We start from the raw sequence: 19356 nt of genomic DNA on the forward strand, positions 1-19356 counted from the left end.
GCGATTCCCCCGGGCGAACCGGCCTGAGGGCAAGCTCAGAAATACCCTGCCCAGCCGGTCCCGCGGGACTGGGCGACCCCGAACGTGTTAGCGCCCTTGCCGTTCCAGATGTACAGGGTGCCGTTGTGGACGGCGGCCAGATCGGTGATGCCGTTCTGGTTGATGTCGCCGGGCGTCATCAACGTGCTCGCGTACTGTTCCCAGCTCGGTCCGATTTCCTGGCCGGCGGTGAAATTGTTGGCACCCTTGCCGTTCCAGACGAAGAGAACGTGGTCGGCCTTCCTCACCGCCGCCAGGTCACCGATCCCGTCGCCGTTGAAATCCCCGCCGATCGGCCGGGTGTAGACGCCCCAGTTGGCGCCGATGGCGGTCTTCGGGCCGAAGGCGTTCCCGCCCTCGCCGTTCCAGACGTACAGCGTGCCGTTGTACGTGGCCGCGATGTCGTCGTTGCCGTCCTGGTTGATGTCGCCGAGCGAGGTCAACGTACTCTCATACGGCGCCCAGCCCGGCCCGAGTTGCTGGGCGGAGGTGAAGTTGTTGGCACCCTTGCCGTTCCAGATGTGCAGGGTGTGGTCGTCCTTCTTCGAGGCGACCAGATCGGTGAGGCCGTCACGGTTGAAGTCACCCGCGATCGGCCGGCTGTAGGCGGCCCAGTTGGGCCCGGCGGGCGTGGCGGCGGCGAAGCCGTTGGCGCCCGTGCCGTTCCAGATGGTCAGCGTCCCGGTGGCGGCCGAGAAGAGGTCGCCGACCCCGTCGCGGTTGAAGTCCTGGTTCGCGCCGGTCATCACCGCGTAGTGCGAGCGGAGTTCGGCCGCTGTGAGCGCGCGGTTGTACATCGCGAACTTCCCGATCGCCCCCTTGAAATACGAGGCGAAGTTGCGCGTGCCCACCCGGACGGGAGCCGTGCCGGGCCTGGGCTTGACGATGACCTCGTCCTCCTGGCCCGGGCGATAGACGAGGTTGTCGGAGCCGGAGAGCACGCCGTTCTTGTAGATGCGCACCTTCCCGTACGTGCCCTCGGAGGTGTCGAAGGTGATCGCGACGTGGATCCACTGGGTGACCGTCAGTGGGTGCTGGAAGGCGGCGCCGGCCCCGAATCCGCCCTCGGGGTTCCACGCGTAGCCGGAGATGCGGTTGGGGCGTTCCGGGTGGGACTTGTTGTACATGCGGCCGGCCCACTCCTGGTCGCCGCCCTCGCGGGACTTCGTGCCCTTCCCCATGAAGTAGATGTAGCCGTCCTGTTCCACGTCGGGGAAGTTCAGGGTGTGCGGCCTGATCCACGCCTCGACGGTGAACTTCCCGGTGGTGGAGATGTGGAAGGCCCTGGCGTCGGGCACCTCGAAATAGCCCGACGTGCCGTTGAAGACGGCGGCGCCGTCCCTGTTCGGGAGCTGTTCGGCGCTCGTGACGCCGCGGAAGGTGCCCTTGTACCCGTTGCCGGCCCGGTCGAGTTCCGTGCCGGCCGACGGGTGGGACAGCCGCCAGTACGCCGCGGGTTCGTGCGAGAGGACCAGTTGGTCGTACGGGCTCAACCCGCTTGCCTGAGCCGCGGCGGGCTCGGAGACGGCCACCGCCGCCGACATCGCTATCAGGGCGGCACAGACGCCGGATCTCATCCATCTCATGAGCGGGCAGAATAGGGATTACCGGTATGCGCGCGGTATGTCCACAGGGGCGGGTTGCGCGGCCTTGCCTCCCCCGCCGGTCGAGCATCTCCAGCACGATGGCAGGCATGCGAAGTGCCCGGCAGGTGCCGGGCACTTCAGACTCAGGTGACGGTGTCGGGGCTGGTTGACAGCAGCACCTGGGTCCAGCCCCCGGTGTCCACCGCGCCCTGCCCGGTCAGGTCATCGCCCTGGCCGTCCTGCGGGTCTTCGTCGAAGTAGCGGTGCAGCGACCCGTCGGCGATGCCGAACAGATGGCTCGACCCGTCGTAGGCCAGCAGGTCGTGGGTGTATCCGGTCCCCAGAAACACCGGCGTCGCGAACGTGACCTTGTCCCGCACCGACACGATGTCCACCCGGTACAGCCGGCCGCCGGGAGCGTCCTCGGTCACCAGCAGCGTGTTGAAATCCAAGGTCGCCATCGCCTTCGGCTTGAACCCCAGCGACACCTCCGACACCTCGGCACCCGCGGTCCGCTCACCTGTCGCCGCGTCGATCGAGGTGTAGGTCAGCCGCCCATCCGACAGCACCCCGTAGACCGACGCCACGCCGTGCGGGGACACGGTGCCGCAGTTGTGGCTTTCGACGTTGTTCCACTCCATGCCGTTGCCCTGACCATAGGTGTACCCCGTACATCGATGCTCATGATGCTCGCCGGGTGATCAGACAGCGTGCCCGGCGGTGGAGTCCTCCGTCCGGTGCCACGACTCGTCGATCTGGTCGGCCCATCCGCCGCTCGGGTCGGCCAGCTCGCCCTGGCGGCGGCGCAGCGCCGCCAGCAGCCCGCGAACGGTGTCGCCATGCGCCGGGTCTGCCGCCAGATCCCGGGTCTGCCAGGGGTCGGCGATCACGTCGAAGAGCTGGATCCGGCGGGCCGGCGCGTACGCGATCAGCGCCCACCGCCGGGTCCGCACCCCGCGCTGGAGATGCCGGTACGCCAGGAAGACCGGCTCGTCGTCCCCGGATTCGGTCAGGCTGGGGAACTCCACCGTGGCCGGCGCCGGCACGCCGGTGAGCGCGCACAGCGTCGGGAAGATGCTCGCCTGGTAGACCAGCCGGTCATCACGCACGCCGGATCGCACGCCCGGCCCGGCGAGCACGAGCGGCACCCGCACGCTGTGGTCGTACAGCGACTGCTTGCCCATCAGCCCGTGCTCGCCGAGGGCCAGCCCGTGGTCGCCGGAGAAGACCACGATCGTGTCGCCGGCGAGGCCACGGCGGTCCAGATCGTCCAGGAGCCGGCCGATCTGCTCGTCGGCGTGCGAGGCGATGGCGAAGTACTCCCGGCGGTGCAGGCGCACCGCCTCGGGCGTACGCGGGAACGGCGCGAGCAACTCGTCGCGGATGAGGCGGTCGCCCTGGTCGAACGGGTGCTCCGGCAGCATGTTGGGCGGCAACCGCACCTCGTGGGCCGGGTATCGGTCGAGCCAGCGCGCCGGCGCCTGGCGTGGATCGTGCGGCGCGTGCAGCGCGAGGTGCAGGAAGAACGGATCGGCGCCACCCGCCGCCGAGTCGAGGAAGCTCAGGGCCGAGTCCACCCACCGCCGGCTGGAGTGCACGACCTCGCCGTCGACGCGCATCCAGTGACCCTCGCCGGCCGGGTCGGCCGGGTCCCAGGTGTTGCCCGGCGCCGGCCGGCCGACATCCTGGCTGCCGTCCGGCAGTCGCGCCGGCGTCAGCATCGCGCCCGCGTACGGCCCGATCTCCTGGTAGCCGCGTCGCAGCGCGCGCTGCGGATTGTGCCACTTGCCGGTGAAGAAGGTCCGGTAGCCGGCCGCGCCGAAGACCTCACCCAGCAGCGGCGTGTCCGACGAGTCGTCAACCGCGGCCTGAGCGTGGAACAACGAGCGCCCCGAGACGAGCATCGCCCGCGACGCGACGCAGACCGCGCCGGTCCAGGAGCCCTGGTTGACCGCGTGGGTGAACAACGTGCCACCGGCCGCCAGCCGGTCCAGGTTCGGCGTGTGCACCTGTCCGCTCGTCAGCGCCCAGTGCGTCCAGTCGTCCATGAAGACGAGCACGACGTTGGGCCGCCGCATGGGGCCGCTCACTGGGGACAGACGCTCAGCGACTGCTCGCCGAGGTCGGGGTTGTAGTAGTGGATCAGCTCCCGCTGGCGCAGGAAGGTGCCCCGGTAGACGCTGTCGTACGTCTCGGGCTTGTCCGGCAGGGCGTGCACGTAGAACGCGTAGATGATCGAGAACTGCTCGACCGCCTGCTCGCTCTGCTTCTGCTGCTTCGCCCAGCGACGCAGCAGGTTGCACTGGTCCCCGCTGTCGAGCTGGGCGAACCGGTCGGTCTGGGAGGGCACTTCGAACCTCAGCACCGGGTGGCCGCCCGGGTCCTGCTGGTGTACGGCGCGGACGAAGTCGAAGTCCTCGGTACGGATCGACGGCTCCAGCCCGTCCGCCGCGGCCTCGGCGTTCTGCCGCCAGCCATCGCCCTCCAGCACCTTGAACGACTTGGCATGGCCCCACGCGCCGGTGGCGAGGGTCCGCGCCGGCCAGGTGGTGTCGTTGGTGATGAGCTTCGGCCAGCCGCCATACGGGCAGGTCCGGTACGCCCCGGCGGCCGGATCCCAGTAGACCCCGCTCTGGATCTTCTGCACGACGCTCACCAGGTCCGCGTCCGGGAGCTTGAACGCCAGGTCGAGGAACATGAAGTCGTACAGATTCGCGGAGTCGGCCTGGTTGATCCGGCACGCGTGGTAGGTGATGTCCTGAACGCTGCGCGCCGGTTTCGCGCCACCGTCCTCGTCGCCGGCGGCACCGACGACCACACCCAGTTGGATCCCCACGTCCTTGAGGCCCTGCAAGGCGCAGTACGGCGAGGTGATCGTGTACTGGGCGGGCGGCAGGCTCACCGCCAGGCACGGCTCGGCCGGCGCCGGCGGCACACCGGTGGTGCACGGGGCGCCGGGCGCGATCGAGCAGTCGTTGCGCGCCTTGCCCGCGCGCAGGTACATCGGCGGCGTCAGCTGCGGGTTCGCGACGACATGCTCGACCATGAACTCGGCGAAACTCCGCGAGTCGCCGCCTTCGCCGGTGTCGGCGGGACAGACGGCGGTGGACTCCAGCGCGGGGTTGTGCGGGCAGAACCAGCCGCCGTCCTGCTCCACGAGGAACGCGTCCCCCATGTCCTTCAGCGGATCGCTCGACCGGGTCTCGGCCGCGGCCGCCGCCGGGCCGGCACTCGCGGGCGCCGGTGCCGGGGCGACGGTGAGCAGCAGCGCCACCAACGCGACCGCTAACGGCCTCAGCTGTCTAGACATTGAGACTTCCCTCCCATGACGGCACGCGCAGCAGCCGTGCGAGCCTGTTGACCTCGTCGGGGTGCTGATCGGCCACGTCCGTCAGCTCGTGCGGGTCGGCGCCGCGGTCGTACAGCAGGTGCGCCTCGCCGGTGCGGACGAGCTTGAAGCGCCCGTCGTAGACCGCGCGCCAGTCGTCCAGCCCGCACCGCACGTGCGGCCGGTGCGCCGTGGCCGCACCCCGCAGGATCGGCCAGAGCGAGCGCCCGTCCATGCCGGGCAGCGGGCCGGCGCCGGCGCAGTCGAGGAACGTCGCCGTCAGGTCCTGCAGCGAGACCAGTGCGTCGCTGGTCACGCCGGCGTTCACGCCAGGACCCGAGACGATCATCGGCACCCCCATCGACGGGTGGTGCCACGTGCTCTTCGACCAGCGGCCGAGGTCGCCGAGCATCTCGCCGTGGTCGCTGCTGTAGACGACGAGCGTACGCTCCAGCTCGCCGCGGGCGGCGACCGCGGCGAGCAGCCGCCCGATGTGCCGGTCGATGTTCTCCAGCATCGCGGCGTAGTTGCGGCGCACCCGCTGATGGGTGTCGGCGTCGAAGTCCTGGGCGGCCACGGGCGGCGGGAACGCCGCGTCGCGCCGGCGCCGCTGCATCCCGGCCGTGACGTCCATCGGGTTGTGCGGGCCGGTGAAGTTGACGGCCAGATACCAGGGCCGCCCCGGCTCGAACCCGGCCAGCACGTCGAGCGCGTTCCGGGCGACCCAGTTGTCGCAGTACGCCTCCTCGGGCAGCGGGGTGGGCCGGGTGTTGACGTAGCTGGGCAGCTTGCCGTGCCGGGCGGCGAAGTCGGCGACGTGGGTGGCGGCGAGGCCTTCACGGTGCAGATACGCCATGTACGGTCCGGCCGGCCGCTCGGCGCCGCTGCTGACCGCGTCGATCTTTCCTTCGTTGTCGATGCCGTCGGTGAACCCCCACTCGGGAAGCAGCCGCCGGCCGTCCAGCCCCCAGTCCTGGGTCGCCTTGTGCAGGTCGAACTTGCCGACTCCGCCGACGCGATACCCGGTCGCACGTAGCCGCTGGTAGACCGTCTCCTGGTGGAGGGGGTAGTTCACCTGGTTGTTCGGCACGCCGCAGGCGTCGTAATCCCGCCCCGAGGCGAGACAGGCGCGTGCCGGCGCGCAGATCGGCGACGGTGTGACCGCGTTGACGAACCGGACTCCGCGCTCCATCAGCGCGGCCAGGTGCGGCATGTGCAGGGGGAGGTCAGGGGCGCTCGGGAGCCAGTCGTGCCGGTGCTGGTCCGGGAAGAGCAGCAGGATGTTCGGCCGCTCCGCGATCGAGCTAGTCCTTGACGGCACCGGCGACCCCCTCCACGAAGTAACGCTGCAGAAACAGGAAGAGCAGCACGATCGGGAGCAGGCCGATGGTCGCGGCGGCCATCATGCCCGACCAGTCGGTGAACTCCTCGCCCTGGAAGGCGTACATGCCGACGGAGAGCGTGCGGAGCTCCGGACGGGTCAGCGTGAGCACGAGCGGAAGCAGGAAGTCGTTCCAGGCGTGCATGAACTGCAGGATGACCGCGACCGCGACCACGGGCTTGGCCAGCGGCAGATACACCCGCCAGAAGATGCGGAAGAAGCCCGCGCCGTCCAGCGCCGCCGCCTCGCCCAGCTCCTTCGGCAGCCGGCTGAAGTACCCGGCGAACAGCAACGTCGACACCACGTGCGCGCCGCCGGACTCGGCGAGCGTCAGACCCCACAACGACCCGTCGAGGTGCAGCTTGCCGATGAGGTCGACCACCGGGATGATCGTGTAGCCCTCGGGCAGGAAGATCACGGCAGCGAGCACCGCGATCACGGCAGGCTTGCCGGGAAACCGGTATCGGCCCAGGACGTAGCCCGTCATCGCCACGACGGTCACGGTGATGGCGATCGACAGGCCCGTGACGAAGACGGTGTTGAGGAAGTACTCCCCCATCCGCGCGTCACGCCACGCCCGAACGTAGTTCTCCAGGTGCAGCACGCTGGAGAAGACGCCGAGGCCGTCGAAGACCTCGGCGTTCGCCTTCAGTGACGTGCCGGCCATCCAGATCAGCGGATAGATCCAGACCAGGCAGACCGCGAGGAGCACGGCCGAGATCACGGCCGACCGGATCCGGTGGGCGTGGCGCGGCGACCCGGTCGAGTGTCGCTTGCCCGTCACGCCGCCCTCGCCACGGCGAGGTTCGCCCGGGTCTGCGCCACTTTGCGGCCGGCCCAGAGCTGAAGCAGGGCGATGAGCATCGCACAGAGGCCGAACAGGCAGCCGGCGGCCGAGGCGTATCCCAGGCGCGGCAGGCCGCCCTGACCCGGCGCGAACGCGGTCTGGTAGATGTAGACCTCCACCGTCTGGCTGGCGAAGTACGGGCCGCCCGCGGTCATCGTCTGCACGACGCCGAACGTGTGCAGCACGCTGTTCGCGGTGAGCAGCGTGATGATCGCGGCGAACGGCAGCAGGATCGGCACGGTGACGTGCCGCAGCACCTGCCACCGCCCGGCGCCGTCCACCGCCGCCGCCTCGTAGCACGCGCGCGGGACGGTCTGCAGCGCGGCGAGCCAGTAGATCATCGTGATGCCGAAGTTCTTCCAGATCTCGACGGCCATCACCGACCACAGCGACGTGCCCGGGTCGCCGAGGAAGTCGATCGGCCGGTCGATGAGGTGCGCCGCCATCAGCGCCTGGTTGATCGGACCGTTGAACGGGCTGTACATCAGCGACATGACCACGCCGACGATGGCGGCGGTGGTGACGACGGGCAGGAAGAACATCGTCCGGAACGCGGGACCGAGCTTCAGCGCCTGGTTGTTGAGCACGATCGCCACCAGCAGCGCCAGCGTGAGCCGGATCGGCACCGCCACGAGCACGAACAGGAACGACCGCCAGAACGCGTCCCAGAACATTCCGTCGCGCAGCACCTCACGGTAGTTGGCGAACCCGACGAACTGCGCAGAGTCGCTGAAGCCGGACCAGTCCAGGAAGGAGAAATACCAGGACATGACCGTCGGGTAGAGCGTGAACATCAGCGCCAGCAGGCCCGACGGCACCATGAACAGGTAGCACCATCGGTACTGCCAGAGCCTGCCCCCGAGCGTCACGCCGGTTTCCGGTAGTCGGCCTCGGCGTAGTCCTGCGCCGGATCCCAGTTGGGGAACTTCCAGTCGTCGCGGGACACGTCCGCGCCCTGGCTCTTCGCCTTGGCGATCGCCGCGTCGAGCGCCTTCTCCGATCGGTCGCTCAGGTCGCGCAGAGCCTTCCGGACGTCGGTGAGCTGGCCGGTCAGGACGCCCTGCACCACCTGGCCGAGGTTGGGCTTCGGCGGCGTCAGCACCAGCTCGACGTGCTCGTTGTCCGGGTTGCGCACCAGCGGGCTCGGCGCCAGGCGTACCGTCTCGTCGAAGATCTTGAGAGCCGCCCGGTTGGGCGCGTCGAGGGCGTCGGAGGCGAGGATGTCCTTCATCGCCTGCGCCGACCAGGCCGGGTCGGCGGCGCCGGTCAGCCGGTTCCATGCCAGCTGGCCGGACTCCGTGCCGAGTTGGTAGAGCATGTCGCCGGCGATCGCCTTCTGGCCGGCGCCGGCGTTCGCGTACACGGCGAACTGGTTGCTGCCGCCGACGGAGTACGCCACGTGGCCGCCGCCGGGCCCGGGCAGGCGCGACACTCCGTACTTGAAGGCCGGGTTCTGCTCTTTCCAGACCGGGAAGTTCCACGGCCCGGACAGGATCATCCCGGCAGCGCCCTGGGCCATCCGGGCCCTGGCCTGCTCGTCCTTGAGCGAGGCGAACCCCGGGAACAGGCTGCCGTCGGCTTTGATCGCCAGCAGCAGTTCCACCAGCGCCACCATGCCGTCGGCGTGGTAGTTGAACTCGCCCGTCCGCCAGTCGATGCCGTTGTCGGCGAGACGCACGCCGGCGAGCTGGGCGAGGTTGACGACGACGCCCTGGAACACCTGCGGGAGGATCAGGCCGAAATACTTGCCTTCGCCCTGCTGGGTGACCTTCTTCGCGGCAGCACGGAACTCGTCCCAGGTGAACGGCTTCGCCGCCGGATCGTACCCGGCCTTCTGGAGATACTCGGCGTTGTGCAGCAGCAGTGTGCTGCGCCGGTCGCTGCTCGGCGTGATCGCGTACGTCTTGCCGCCGAAGACCTGAACGCCCGGGGTGAGCGTGCCGAAGGGAAAGGACTTCTTCCATTCGGCGAAGTTCGGGATGACGTCGTCGAGGGCCGCGAGCCGGCCGCCGGCCACCAGCTCCGAGATCGGTACGTCTACGACGAGGAAGACATCGGCGACGTCGCCGCCGCGCAGCTGGATCGGCAGCACTTCGGCGATCTTGTTGTTGGGCAGCTCGTCGTACTGCACCGCGACATTCGGGTGCTTCTTCCGGTATGCGGCGATGAAGTCGGCGAAGAAGTACGTCTTGGGGCCGGGCCCGCCGTTGAGCCAGCGGACGGTCGTCGCGCCGGCCGGCAACGTCGCGCCCGTCTCGGAGAGATCGAAGGCGACCGAGGCCGGCTTCGGGCTGGATCCGCCGCTCGATGTGGACACGCTGCAGGCACTGAGTGCGGCGCCCGCGCCCAGGCCACCAAGGCCCTTGATGAGTTGCCGCCGAGAGATCACCGGTCGTGCCCCTATGTTATCGTTACCAAAACCTACCGAGGCAGTAGGTTAGATGGGTTATGCGAGTCACGTCAAGGCCGGCTCCTCGGCCGCAGCTCGCCGGAGCCGCGCGCGATGAGGACGGCGCCCAGGGTGGTGCGCTCGATCGGGCGCTCGTCACCCCCGAGCCGCGCGAACAGGATCTCCGCAGCTCGCCGTCCCATCTCACCCGGATCCGGAGCCACCACCGTGATCGGAGGGTCGAAGACATCGGCCAGCTCGAAGTCGTCGAAGCCCACCAGCGCGACCCCGCCGAGCCCGGCACCCAGCACCCGCAGCGCGCCCACGGTCATCCGGTTGTTCATGGCGAACAACGCCGTCGGCGGGTCCGGCAGTGCGAGCAGCTCACGGACCGCCGTCGCCGCCTCGTTCACCCCGGCGCAACGCAGCCGGACCAGGTCCGGGTCGTATCCGATGCCGGCCGAGGCGAGCCCGCGCCGGTAGCCCTCGATGCGGCCGAGCCGGTGGTCCGCGTTCGGATCGTCGCCGGACTCGGCCCTGCCGTACCCCACCAGCCCGATCCGCCGGTGCCCGTGATCGAACAGGTGCAGCACCGCGCGCATCGCCGCACCGACGTTGTCCACCCCGACCGCGTCGGTGTCCAGCCCGCTCGGCCGGCGGCCCAGCAGCACGACCGGACGCTTCTCCAGCAGCTCCTCGGACAGGTAGCCGTGGTCGCCGGCCGTCGGATACATGAGCAGGCCGTCGAGGCCACGATCGAGCAGCGTCGTGACGACCCTGCGCTCGCGCGCCAGGTCGCTGCCGCAGCTCGCGACCACGAGCAACGCGTCATGCCGCTCGGCCACCTGCTCGACCTCCCGGCCCAGGCTCGCGTAGAACGGGTTGGCGATGTCGTCCACGACCAGGCCGATCATCGTGGTGGTGCGCCCCTGACGCAGGTTGCGCGCGCTCTGGTTGAGCCGGAAACCGACCTGCTCCATGACCTCCCGTACCCGGTCCGCGGTCTCCGGCGCCACGAGCGGGCTGCGGTTGAGCACCCTGGAAACGGTCATCGGACTGACGCCCGCGGCGGCGGCCACGTCCCGGACAGTGGGTCGGCTTCGATTCCTCACACCTGATAACGATAACAGCCCCGATCCGCTTCGAAGATCATTAGGATGCGGTCCGAGCCCTCTCAGGGACGGTTGAGCGCGCCGACGGGGTCCCAGGCGACGTCATGGCCCAGGCTCACCAGGGGGACGGGCAGGTCCAGCGCGTACAGGAAGGAATCCCCGCACCAGCGCACCCGCAGCGTCGAGGCCGGCTCATCGCCACCTCATCGCTTCATGTGGTCTCATGGGCGCATGCCATCTCGAGGCATGGTGCGGGCCGGTGCGGCGCTGGCCGGTTGCGCCGTCGTGGCGCTGGCCTTCTACTTCACGACGGTCGGGCTCGAGGCAGCCGACCAGCTCGCGAGTGTGTTCGGCGTGTTCATCGCGTTGGCCGGTCTGGGGTTGTCGGTCGTCGGCCTGTTCGCCGGCCGGGCCGGACCGGGCACGGCAGCACGCGAGAGCCTCGCGGAATCGCCGCGAGCGGCCGGGACGAATCCGCCCGTCGGACCACCGGCGCGGCGCTCGATCCCCCTCTGGTCAGCGCAACTCGACGCCCTCGGCCTCAGGCACGCGCGTGCCTACCGCGAGGCCGTCATCCACTCGCACGCGCAGGTCAAGATCGCGGCTGTCGCATCGTCGGCACCAGCAGAGGTCCAGGTCGATATCGGGGTCCGGCAGGCGCATGCGGGGAGCACCGACGCGGTGTTCGTGGCACCCGCCAATGAATCACCGGTCGAGCAGGCTTCCGCGGCGCTCCTGGCCCGGCTTGCCGTCCGCGGACCGGTCCGGCTGCTGGTGACCGGCGCCCGAGGCAGCGGCAAGAGCACCGCGCTCGCGCGAGTCGTCCTGAAGCTGGCGGGTGGGCGGTCACGGCGGTTGCCGCTGGTCCTGCGGGTGGACGAGGAGTGTGCGAAGCGGATTCGGGCAGGTGAGGCCGTCGGGCTCGATGAGGTCCTGCACCTGTCGCCGCCCCCGTCGGTGTCCGCCCCGCGGAGCTGGTTCGGCGACAGGCTCCGTACCGGCAAGGGACTGCTGGTGGCCGACGGACTCGAACATCACTGCGAACTCGTGCGTGAGTGGTTCGGCCGGCAGCTGCGCTGCTATCCGCACATCTCCTGCCTCATCACCGAAGACTCGGCAGATCGGGCCGCGGATCTCCCTGGCAAGTTCACCTCCTTCCGGATGTCGGCCCTGACCGTGGCCCAGGTCCAGGCCCTGGTGACCAACTGGGCCGGCGCGGTGTCACCGGAGGCCTCGCGATTTCCCGCCGGCTTCCTCGCTCAGCTGCGGCGGGAACCGGGCCTGTGGGCATGCGCTGGAAACCCGGGGGCACTGCACGAGATGTTCACCGTCGCCTGGAATCACTGGCATACCCACGGTAAGGAGGTCCCACCGGGGCAGGTCTGGGACCGGCTCACCAGCCATCTCCTCTCAGATCACCCGGATCCCGAGGGAGTCCTGGACACCTTGGCCTCCGTCATGGCGACCTCGCTGCGGGAGCACCGCGACTCTCTGGACGTCCCGGCAGATCTCGGCGAGCCACTGGCGCGCTCGGGACTGACCGGCTGGCGGTACGAGAACAGTCAAACGTCGCTCGTCCTGGCCCATTCGGCGTTGGGAGACCATCTGGCGGCCCGCCACCTGCGGCGGACGGGCGTGAGCGAGGCCGACCTGCGCGAATTGGCAGCCGACCCGTGGTGGAGGCATCCCCTCCTGCTCTACGGCGAGGCCGACGCCGAGCGGGTCGAACGGGCGTGCGCCGATGAGCGCGATCCCCGGGCGCGCTCGCTGGGGCTGTCCCTCGCCCGGCACGGGGCCGGTGATCGGCACGAGCCGGTCGATCCGGCCGTCGGCCTGCTGGCCCGGCTCGACGCGGTCACCAGCATCGACGGGCGTCGTCAGGTGCTCGAACAGGTGCTGACCTGCGCCGACTACGAGCTGTTCGTCGCAGACGCCCCTGACGCGTACCTGGATCACTGGGCTGCCCGCCGCGTGAGCGAGGAACACGCGGGGCGACCCGCCGTCGGGGTCAGGTCCGGCGACCTGCCGCGACTGTGCTCCTGGCTTTCCGGATATGTGGGGGGACGCTTCCGCTATCGCCTGCCGCGCGAGGAGGAGCTCCGCCTGCTGAGCGTTCCCGATGAGGTGCCGCTGATCTGGTTTGTGGCCGACGGCCGACCGGCTGTCCATGCCTCCCGCGAGCCGGGCACCGGGCAACTGCTCCGTGCCCAGCTCGAACGCGACGTGTTCCAGGAACTGAGCACCTCCATGGCGAAACGGGTGGACGCCGAGCTCTGGAGCGGTCTGGCCACGGCCGTCGGCGTTCCGGCCTGGCGAGTGGATCCCAGAATTCGCCAGAGCCTCGATGTCGACCTGCCCGAACAGCCCTTGACCGCGATCGCGATCGAGCTGGCCCGTCCGTACCTTGAGGAGAAGGCCCATGCGGCGCGAGCCGACCGGGTGCTCGGCACCGCAGCCGAACGGATCTGCCGGATGATCGTCGGCTCTCCTCCGGACATCGCCTTGCTGAACGTCGAGACGGAGACAGCGGCCGAGATCGCCGAGCTGTCCAGGAGCCTGCGCTCCTCACGGGAGGGGACGCGCATCACCCGGCTACGCCGGCTGGCCCTGGTGGTGCTGGCGGCGACGCGCACGGGCCTGGATCGGGAACGTGGTCTGGAGGGACGAGGAGAGGGCCGCGGCCCCCTGGACTGGCCGGCCGTCGTGGGCCTGCGGTGGTGCGCGAGGCTGACCGCCTTGGTGCTCGCCGTCGAGGCTGCCGCCCTGGCCACGGTCCTGAACCAAGCCGGCGCCGGGCGGGCTGCTTCAGAGGTTGGCGCGTCACTGGAGGACCTGGCCGGTCTTTGCGGCCGGCTGTACGCCGCGCTCGCGCTCGTCGAGGCCCGCCACGACCCCGGTCCCGCCGACGCCGGCGCCGCGGTTCTGCTCATCCGGGAGTCGGAGCCTGATCGAGGAGGAGCGGGATGACCCCTGACGACGAGGACATCGTCCGGCTGCCCATGCTCAGCGATCACTTCGGATGTCATCTGCGGATCTGGCGGCTTGAGCGCCGGATCATCGTCGTCGCCGGCAACCTGACGGACGGTCCGTTCCTCCCGCAAGGCTGGATCGAGCAGTGCGTCTCGAAGATCGCCAGAGCGCGTTTCCTTTCGGGTGAGGACTTCGAGTTCTACCAGTACCTGCTCGACGCTCCTGGTCGCGACGGCGCGGCCCTCATCCGGGTCGGCTTCGATGTCGATGTGCAGGGGCGCGGTGACGCCGCTTTCCTTGCCCGGGTCGGCGAGCTGGCCGGCGGCCTGCCACCGGAGGTCGACCGTGCGGCCGCCGAGGAGACCGTGTTCCACAATCCGACCTGGCGCACGTTGACTCCGGAGGAGTTCACCACGGACACCGGGATCAGCCTGCCTGATTTCCCGGCGAAGACCTATACCGCGGCCCTGGTGGAGCGGTACGTGGCCGAAGGGCGAGCGGACATCGAGATAGTCGATGACCCTTATATGCTCACCGTCTACCGCGAACATCTGGGAGCTCTGCAGGCGGCCGCCGGAGATTCGGAGACCGGCGCGCTGGCCACGGCGACTGGAGTGCTGGCCGACCTTGTGCTCCGCATCGACCGGGCCTACGCCTTGGAGGCCGGGTCCGGCCGTGACCGCGGGCCCGGCGGCCCGATCCGTACGCGCCAGCCCCCTCCGCTGTCACCCGGCGAACGCGGGGTCGCCGAGTCTCTCGCGAGCCGAGGGGATCCTGGCGCCTACCAGGACCCGGCGTCCTACCACGCCATCGAGGCGCTCGCCCGGGAACTGGAATCCGCCAATCCCGCGGCTGCCAGGATCGTGGCGGCACTGAGGTTCGTCGGCCGGGAAATGGCAGCGGTTCTTCGGCTCGCCGGGCTCCTGCCGGAAGATCCGGGGCCAGAGTTCGCAGTCAGTCTCGCCGTTCCCGCGCTGGGGGCCGCGGATTTCGACTTCCTGGCCACCGTTCGCTGGCGGGGTACGGGCCTGGAGGCGGCTGCCGAGTTCTTCCCCGAAGGGTTCGACAGGTGCACCCTGCGTCTCCACGAACAGGCCCGGCCCGTCGTGGAACACGGCCGGGACCCCTACGGGCGGAGAGTTCTCCGCTGGACCGCCGGGAAAACCTTCTTCGTGGTCGAATGGCCACTCCGCCACGGCGGAAGTCCTCATCCCGACGAGGCGAACATCATCGCCGTCACCAAGCCCCAGTCGTCGGGCGGCAGACCCGTGTACGTCCGCCTTCCGGACGGCACCCATGATCTGCTCCCGAGTCCGTGCGTCACAGACAATCCCCCGTTCACCTGGGGCTACGGCGGGACCGGACCCAGCCGGCTGGAATCTGCGATCGTCCGCGCCTGTCTCGGGGACGAGAAACCCGATCCCGAGGGAAAGCGGTGGCTCGAACGCCTGATCACCGATCACCCGCCACAACCCCGGCCGGTCAGGACGGAGCTGTTACTCAACGTCGGAGAGGTGCGCCGACAACTCAGGAAGGGCTGACGGGGATGAGCGCGTCAGGCGACGCCGGTGTCGTTCTCGATGACCGTGAACCGATCCGCAGCCAGCCCCACGGTGGTGCCGGTGGGCAGGGGGCGACGGTGCTCGAAGGCCAGCAGTTCCCCACCGGGCAGCTCGGCGACCGACTCCCTGACGCTGCCCTGGAAGCTGCTGCGGACGACCTTGCCGGTGAACTGGGCGGTGCCGTTCTCGACGATCCGCAGGTCCTCGGGGCGCAAGGCGACGTACACGTCGGAGCCGGCGGCGCCGAGCGGCCGCCCGAAGTCCACCTTGTCACCGCCCGCGAGCGCGAGCGCGCCCGCGTCGGCGATCCGGCCGCGGAGCAGCGTGACGCTTCCGACGAACGACGCCACGAACGTGGTCTCCGGCCGCTCGTAGACGTCCTCGGGCGTGCCGATCTGCTCGATGCGGCCGCCGTTCATGACCGCGACCAGGTCGGAGATCTCCAGCGCCTCGTCCTGGTCGTGGGTGACGTAGACGGCGGTGATGCCGGTCTCCTGCTGGATGCGGCGGATCTCCCTGCGCATCTCGACGCGGAGCTTGGCGTCGAGGTTCGACAGGGGCTCGTCCATCAGGAGCACGTCCGGCTCCAGGGCGAGCGCCCTGGCCAGGGCCACGCGCTGCTGCTGGCCGCCGGAGAGCTGGCCAGGCCGGTGCCGGTCCCGGCCGGTGAGCCCGACCATCTCCAGGCCGGCGGCGACCTTCTCCGCGACGGTCTCCTTGGGCAGCTTGCGCAGGCGCAGGCCGTACGCGACGTTCTCGGCGACCGTCATGTGCGGCCAGAGCGCGTAGCTCTGGAAGACGAACCCGATGCGGCGCTTCCACACGGGCACCTTCGCGATGTCGACCTCGCCGAAGTGCACGCCGCCCGCGTCGGCGCTCTCGAACCCGGCGATGATGCGCAGCAGCGTGGTCTTGCCGCAGCCGGACGCGCCCAGCAGCGTGGCCAGCCGCCCGGACGGCACGCGCAGGTCGACCGACTCGAGCGCGGTGGTCTCCCCGAACGTCTTGGAGACCCCTCGAATGCTGATGTCCATCATGAGCTCCGGATCACAGGGAGACCGTCTTGTAGCGACGGCGCAGCAGGTAAAGAGGGACGTAGACCGAGACCAGCAGCACCGTCGTCATGGCGGAGGCGACGCCGAACGGGCTGCCCGGCTGCATCGCGTTGGTGAAGATGACCACGGTCATGGTCACCCACGGCACCGCGTACAACATGACGGTGGCCGACAGCTCGGTGATCATCTGCAGGAACCCGACGGTGCCGCCCGAGATGACGGCGGGCCTGATGATCGGCACGACGATGTCGCGGAAGCTGCGCCTCGGCGGCGCGCCCACGCTCATCGCGGCCTCCTCCAGCGACGGGTGGACCTGCCCGAGCGCGGTCTCGATCGACTTCATCACGTACGGCAGGCGCCTGATGAAGTACGCCACCACGATGATCAGCGCGGTGCCGGTGAGGATGACCGGCAGGTGGTTGAAGGCCAGGATGAACCCGATCGCGAAGACCGTCCCCGGCAGGATGTACGGCACCATGACGAGGTTGTTCAGCAGCGGCCCGGAGATCAGGAACCGCTTGCGCGCCACGATGTAGGCCACGACGACGCCGAGCACGAGCGCGATCAGGCAGGCGATGCCGGCGAAGACGAAGCTCAGCACGATCGGCTGCAGCGACTCCTCGAACAGCCGCCGGTAGTTCTCCAGCGTCGGCTCCCACTGCAGGATGCCCGACTGCCAGCGCAGGAAGCTGGTGAGCAGGACCACGAGGTGTGGCACGAAGCCGAGCAGCAGCGCAGTCCAGATCCCGGTGAGCACCAGCGCCTTCGGGCCGCGGCGCAGCTCGCGCAGCGGCTGGTCCCTGTTGCCCGTCACGGCGAACGACCGCCGGGCCACGATCCTGCGCTGGGCCAGCAGCGCCAGCCCGGAGACGAGCACCATCATGATGCTGGCCGTGGCCGCAACGCCCGGGCTGGCCGCGACCTCCGACATGAAGTTCTGGTACACCACGACCGGCAGCATCTGGTAGCCGCCGCCGATCAGCATGGGCGTGCCGAAGTCGGCGAAGATGCGCATCGCGGCCAGGTAGCAGCCGGTCGCGACGGCAGGCACGGCCAGCGGCAACGTCACCTTCGCGTGGGTGCGCCACGGCGTCGACCCGACGGACGCGGCGGCCTCCTCCAGCGCCGGGTCCACCGCCCGGAAGGCGTCGTACACCATGAGGAAGATCAGCGCGAACGTGAACCACACGCCGACCCAGATGATGCCGCCGACGCCGAGAATCGAGTCGAACGGCAGCGGCAGGCCCAGCTCCCTGGCGGCCTTGGTGATGATGCCGCCGCTGCCCAGCAGCAGCAGCCACGCGTACGCGCCGAGGAACGGCGGCGAGGTGGTGGCCATCGTGAGCATGGTGAGGATGCCCTGCCGGCCGGGGATGCGGTAACGCGCCATGACGAACGCGAGCGGCACCGCCACCACGGCCGCCCCCGCGCCCACGGCCAGGCTGACGACCACGCTGTGCAGGAGCGGCCGGGTGAATCGTGCGTCGGTGACGAACGCGCCGAACCTGGCGAGCGTGAACTCGCCCGAGTCGCCGGTGAACGCCGCCCTGACGATCCACAGCTGCGGGTAGACGATGAAGATCACCAGGATGAGGAGCGCGAGCAGCCCGGCCAGCCGCCAAGGGTCGCGCCAGCTGGTCCGGGGACGCCGGCGCGACCGGGCCGGCCCCGTCCTCTGAGCCGCGGTCTGAGCCGTCATCAGCCTGCGCTCTTCACCGCGTCGTCGAACTTGGCGAGGATCTCGTCCTTCTTCTCCGACGCCCACTTCTCGTCGATGTCGGCCCGCTTGAGCTGCTCGACCGGCGGCAGCCCCTTGGGCGCGGACACGTCGTTACGCGACGAGCGGCGCTGCACCTGGTCCACCATGATCTGCTGGGCCTCCTTCGACATGAGGAAGTCCACGAACGTCTTGGCGGCCGCCTCGTGCGTGGCGCCCTTGATGACGCCCGCGGACCCGGTCTGGCTGGACACGCCGTCCTCCGGGTAGATCAGCTTGATCTTCGCGCCGGCGGTGAGCCACTTCGCGCCCAGGTCCTCGTTGATGAACGAGGTGCCGACCTCGCCGTCCTTGACCATGTTGAACATCGCGGTCGAGCCGTCGAGCAGGCGGGCGTTCTTGACGAACCGGTTGACGTACTCCCAGTCGTGGAGCGTGACCATGGTGGTGAGCAGGCTGTAGGAGGTGCCCGACGACTTGGGCGTGGCGAAGGCGACTTCACCGCCCGGATAGCCGGGCTTGGCCAGGTCCTCGAATGTCTTGGGATGCTTGGCCGCGTCGGGGAACTTGTCGGTGTTCACGGCGATCGCCTGGAAGAGCAGGTCGGTGGCGTGCCAGATGTGGTTCGGGTCCTTGGCCACGGTGGCGGCGTCGTTCGGCAGCTCGACGGGGGCGAGGAGGTCGGCGTTGGCGGAGTACAGCTCCGACGAGCCGCCCCAGATCACGTCACCCAGCGGGCGGTCCTTCTCGGCCCGTACTCTGGCGAACGCCTCCCCGGTTCCCGGCAGGCCGATCTTGTTGACCTTGATCTCCGGGTGCTTGGCCTTGAACTCGCTGAGGATCGGATCCGTCACCTCGGGACCGCTCACCGAGTAGACCGTTACCGTGTTGTCGTCGTTCTGGCCTGCGGTGGCGTTGTTGGTCAACACGCCCGAGCAGCCTGTGAGGGCCAGCGCGAGCAGGCCGGCACCCAGCGTGGTGGCATACCGCATGAACTTCTCCTGACACGTGGGGGATTCAAGAGCCGGGGCGCACCCACACCGGGTTGCCCGCGGCCCGCAGGGAGTCGTGGTTCCTGAGCGAGCTCGCCCAGAACTGGGGGTCGTTCCTGCCCGGGTCGGCGTGGATCTCCGCCCGGTAGTACCCGGGCGTGGCGATCCGGTCCTCGACGGTGATGCGCTGCCACTCTCCCGGCCGGTCGGCGGCCGGGACGACGTTGATCAGCAGGCCGTCGCGCAGGACGAACACGACGACCGGGCCGTCCGCGCACACGTCCACCTCGACCTGGACCCGCCCGCCGGGGGCCGCCGCGGTCGCGCCCATGGGGACGCCGTTGACGTGCATGTCCATGCTGTCACTTATACACATCT

The 19356-nt window shown here is 69.6% G+C and carries 15 protein-coding genes; 2 read left to right on the forward strand and 13 right to left on the reverse strand.

From position 1 onward, the window contains the following. Positions 1-35 precede the first annotated feature (35 nt). The 9 genes from ETD85_RS05865 to ETD85_RS05905 all read right to left on the reverse strand — a co-directional run bounded on the left by ETD85_RS05865 (position 36) and on the right by ETD85_RS05905 (position 10682). On the reverse strand, positions 36-1625 hold the full coding sequence (locus tag ETD85_RS05865) for an FG-GAP-like repeat-containing protein (protein WP_138688567.1): 1590 nt from the start codon (positions 1623-1625) through the stop codon (positions 36-38). Positions 1626-1768: 143 nt separating this feature from the next. Further along, a complete protein-coding gene (locus tag ETD85_RS05870; RefSeq protein ID WP_138688568.1) occupies positions 1769-2266 on the reverse strand; it encodes a hypothetical protein in 498 nt (165 codons plus the stop codon). A gap of 60 nt (positions 2267-2326) precedes the next feature. Next, complete coding sequence (locus ETD85_RS05875; protein ID WP_138688569.1) at positions 2327-3703, reverse strand: sulfatase family protein; 1377 nt, start codon at positions 3701-3703, stop codon at positions 2327-2329. Positions 3704-3711: 8 nt separating this feature from the next. Then, positions 3712-4935 carry a hypothetical protein gene (locus ETD85_RS05880; protein WP_138688570.1) on the reverse strand — a complete coding sequence of 408 codons (1224 nt, stop codon included), beginning with the start codon at positions 4933-4935 and terminating at the stop codon, positions 3712-3714. After that, positions 4928-6274: a sulfatase family protein gene (locus ETD85_RS05885; RefSeq protein ID WP_206058114.1), complete on the reverse strand. Its 1347-nt coding sequence runs from the start codon at positions 6272-6274 to the stop codon at positions 4928-4930. Before ETD85_RS05885 ends, ETD85_RS05880 begins: the two co-directional genes overlap by 8 nt. Then, positions 6258-7118, reverse strand: a complete 861-nt coding sequence (locus ETD85_RS05890) for a carbohydrate ABC transporter permease (RefSeq protein ID WP_206058115.1) — start codon at positions 7116-7118, stop codon at positions 6258-6260. The genes ETD85_RS05885 and ETD85_RS05890 overlap by 17 nt, the downstream gene beginning before the upstream one ends. After that, positions 7115-8050, reverse strand: coding sequence for a carbohydrate ABC transporter permease (locus tag ETD85_RS05895; RefSeq protein WP_206058116.1), 936 nt, complete (start codon positions 8048-8050; stop codon positions 7115-7117). The genes ETD85_RS05890 and ETD85_RS05895 overlap by 4 nt, the downstream gene beginning before the upstream one ends. Further along, on the reverse strand, positions 8047-9498 hold the full coding sequence (locus ETD85_RS05900) for an ABC transporter substrate-binding protein (protein ID WP_240778983.1): 1452 nt from the start codon (positions 9496-9498) through the stop codon (positions 8047-8049). Before ETD85_RS05900 ends, ETD85_RS05895 begins: the two co-directional genes overlap by 4 nt. A 143-nt stretch (positions 9499-9641) precedes the next feature. Then, entirely contained in the window at positions 9642-10682 is a 1041-nt protein-coding gene (locus tag ETD85_RS05905; protein ID WP_276617176.1) for a LacI family DNA-binding transcriptional regulator, read from the reverse strand. 231 nt (positions 10683-10913) lie between these two features. Here ETD85_RS05905 and ETD85_RS05910 point away from each other — a divergent pair, with 231 nt between their 5' ends. Both ETD85_RS05910 and ETD85_RS05915 read left to right on the forward strand, forming a co-directional pair. Further along, on the forward strand, positions 10914-13649 hold the full coding sequence (locus tag ETD85_RS05910; RefSeq protein ID WP_170246521.1) for an NACHT domain-containing protein: 2736 nt from the start codon (positions 10914-10916) through the stop codon (positions 13647-13649). Then, positions 13646-15193: a hypothetical protein gene (locus ETD85_RS05915; protein ID WP_138688574.1), complete on the forward strand. Its 1548-nt coding sequence runs from the start codon at positions 13646-13648 to the stop codon at positions 15191-15193. The genes ETD85_RS05910 and ETD85_RS05915 overlap by 4 nt, the downstream gene beginning before the upstream one ends. Positions 15194-15207: 14 nt before the next feature. Here the strand turns inward: ETD85_RS05915 and ETD85_RS05920 are convergent, their stop codons facing one another. The 4 genes from ETD85_RS05920 to ETD85_RS05935 all read right to left on the reverse strand — a co-directional run. Continuing rightward, positions 15208-16251, reverse strand: a complete 1044-nt coding sequence (locus ETD85_RS05920) for an ABC transporter ATP-binding protein (protein WP_138688575.1) — start codon at positions 16249-16251, stop codon at positions 15208-15210. Between the two features lie 10 nt (positions 16252-16261). Continuing rightward, the gene (locus ETD85_RS05925) at positions 16262-17968 is read right to left on the reverse strand and encodes an ABC transporter permease (RefSeq protein WP_138688576.1); all 1707 of its coding nucleotides are present in this window, start codon (positions 17966-17968) and stop codon (positions 16262-16264) included. Beyond that, complete coding sequence (locus tag ETD85_RS05930; RefSeq protein ID WP_138688577.1) at positions 17968-18978, reverse strand: extracellular solute-binding protein; 1011 nt, start codon at positions 18976-18978, stop codon at positions 17968-17970. The genes ETD85_RS05925 and ETD85_RS05930 overlap by 1 nt, the downstream gene beginning before the upstream one ends. A gap of 25 nt (positions 18979-19003) precedes the next feature. After that, the coding region (locus ETD85_RS05935; RefSeq protein ID WP_206058117.1) for a CehA/McbA family metallohydrolase domain-containing protein at positions 19004-19356 on the reverse strand (353 nt) is incomplete at its 5' end.

The sequence above is a fragment of the Nonomuraea zeae genome, from assembly GCF_005889725.1.
Lineage (GTDB): Bacteria > Actinomycetota > Actinomycetes > Streptosporangiales > Streptosporangiaceae > Nonomuraea > Nonomuraea zeae.

Coding starts and splice junctions, on each gene's coding strand:
- ETD85_RS05910 (WP_170246521.1), top strand. CDS start 10,914: ATGCCATCTCGAGGCATGGTGCGGGCCGGTGCGGCGCTGGCCGGTTGC.
- ETD85_RS05915 (WP_138688574.1), top strand. CDS start 13,646: ATGACCCCTGACGACGAGGACATCGTCCGGCTGCCCATGCTCAGCGAT.
- ETD85_RS05920 (WP_138688575.1), bottom strand. CDS start 16,251: ATGATGGACATCAGCATTCGAGGGGTCTCCAAGACGTTCGGGGAGACC.
- ETD85_RS05870 (WP_138688568.1), bottom strand. CDS start 2,266: ATGGAGTGGAACAACGTCGAAAGCCACAACTGCGGCACCGTGTCCCCG.
- ETD85_RS05930 (WP_138688577.1), bottom strand. CDS start 18,978: ATGCGGTATGCCACCACGCTGGGTGCCGGCCTGCTCGCGCTGGCCCTC.
- ETD85_RS05875 (WP_138688569.1), bottom strand. CDS start 3,703: ATGCGGCGGCCCAACGTCGTGCTCGTCTTCATGGACGACTGGACGCAC.
- ETD85_RS05925 (WP_138688576.1), bottom strand. CDS start 17,968: ATGACGGCTCAGACCGCGGCTCAGAGGACGGGGCCGGCCCGGTCGCGC.
- ETD85_RS05865 (WP_138688567.1), bottom strand. CDS start 1,625: ATGAGATGGATGAGATCCGGCGTCTGTGCCGCCCTGATAGCGATGTCG.
- ETD85_RS05880 (WP_138688570.1), bottom strand. CDS start 4,935: ATGTCTAGACAGCTGAGGCCGTTAGCGGTCGCGTTGGTGGCGCTGCTG.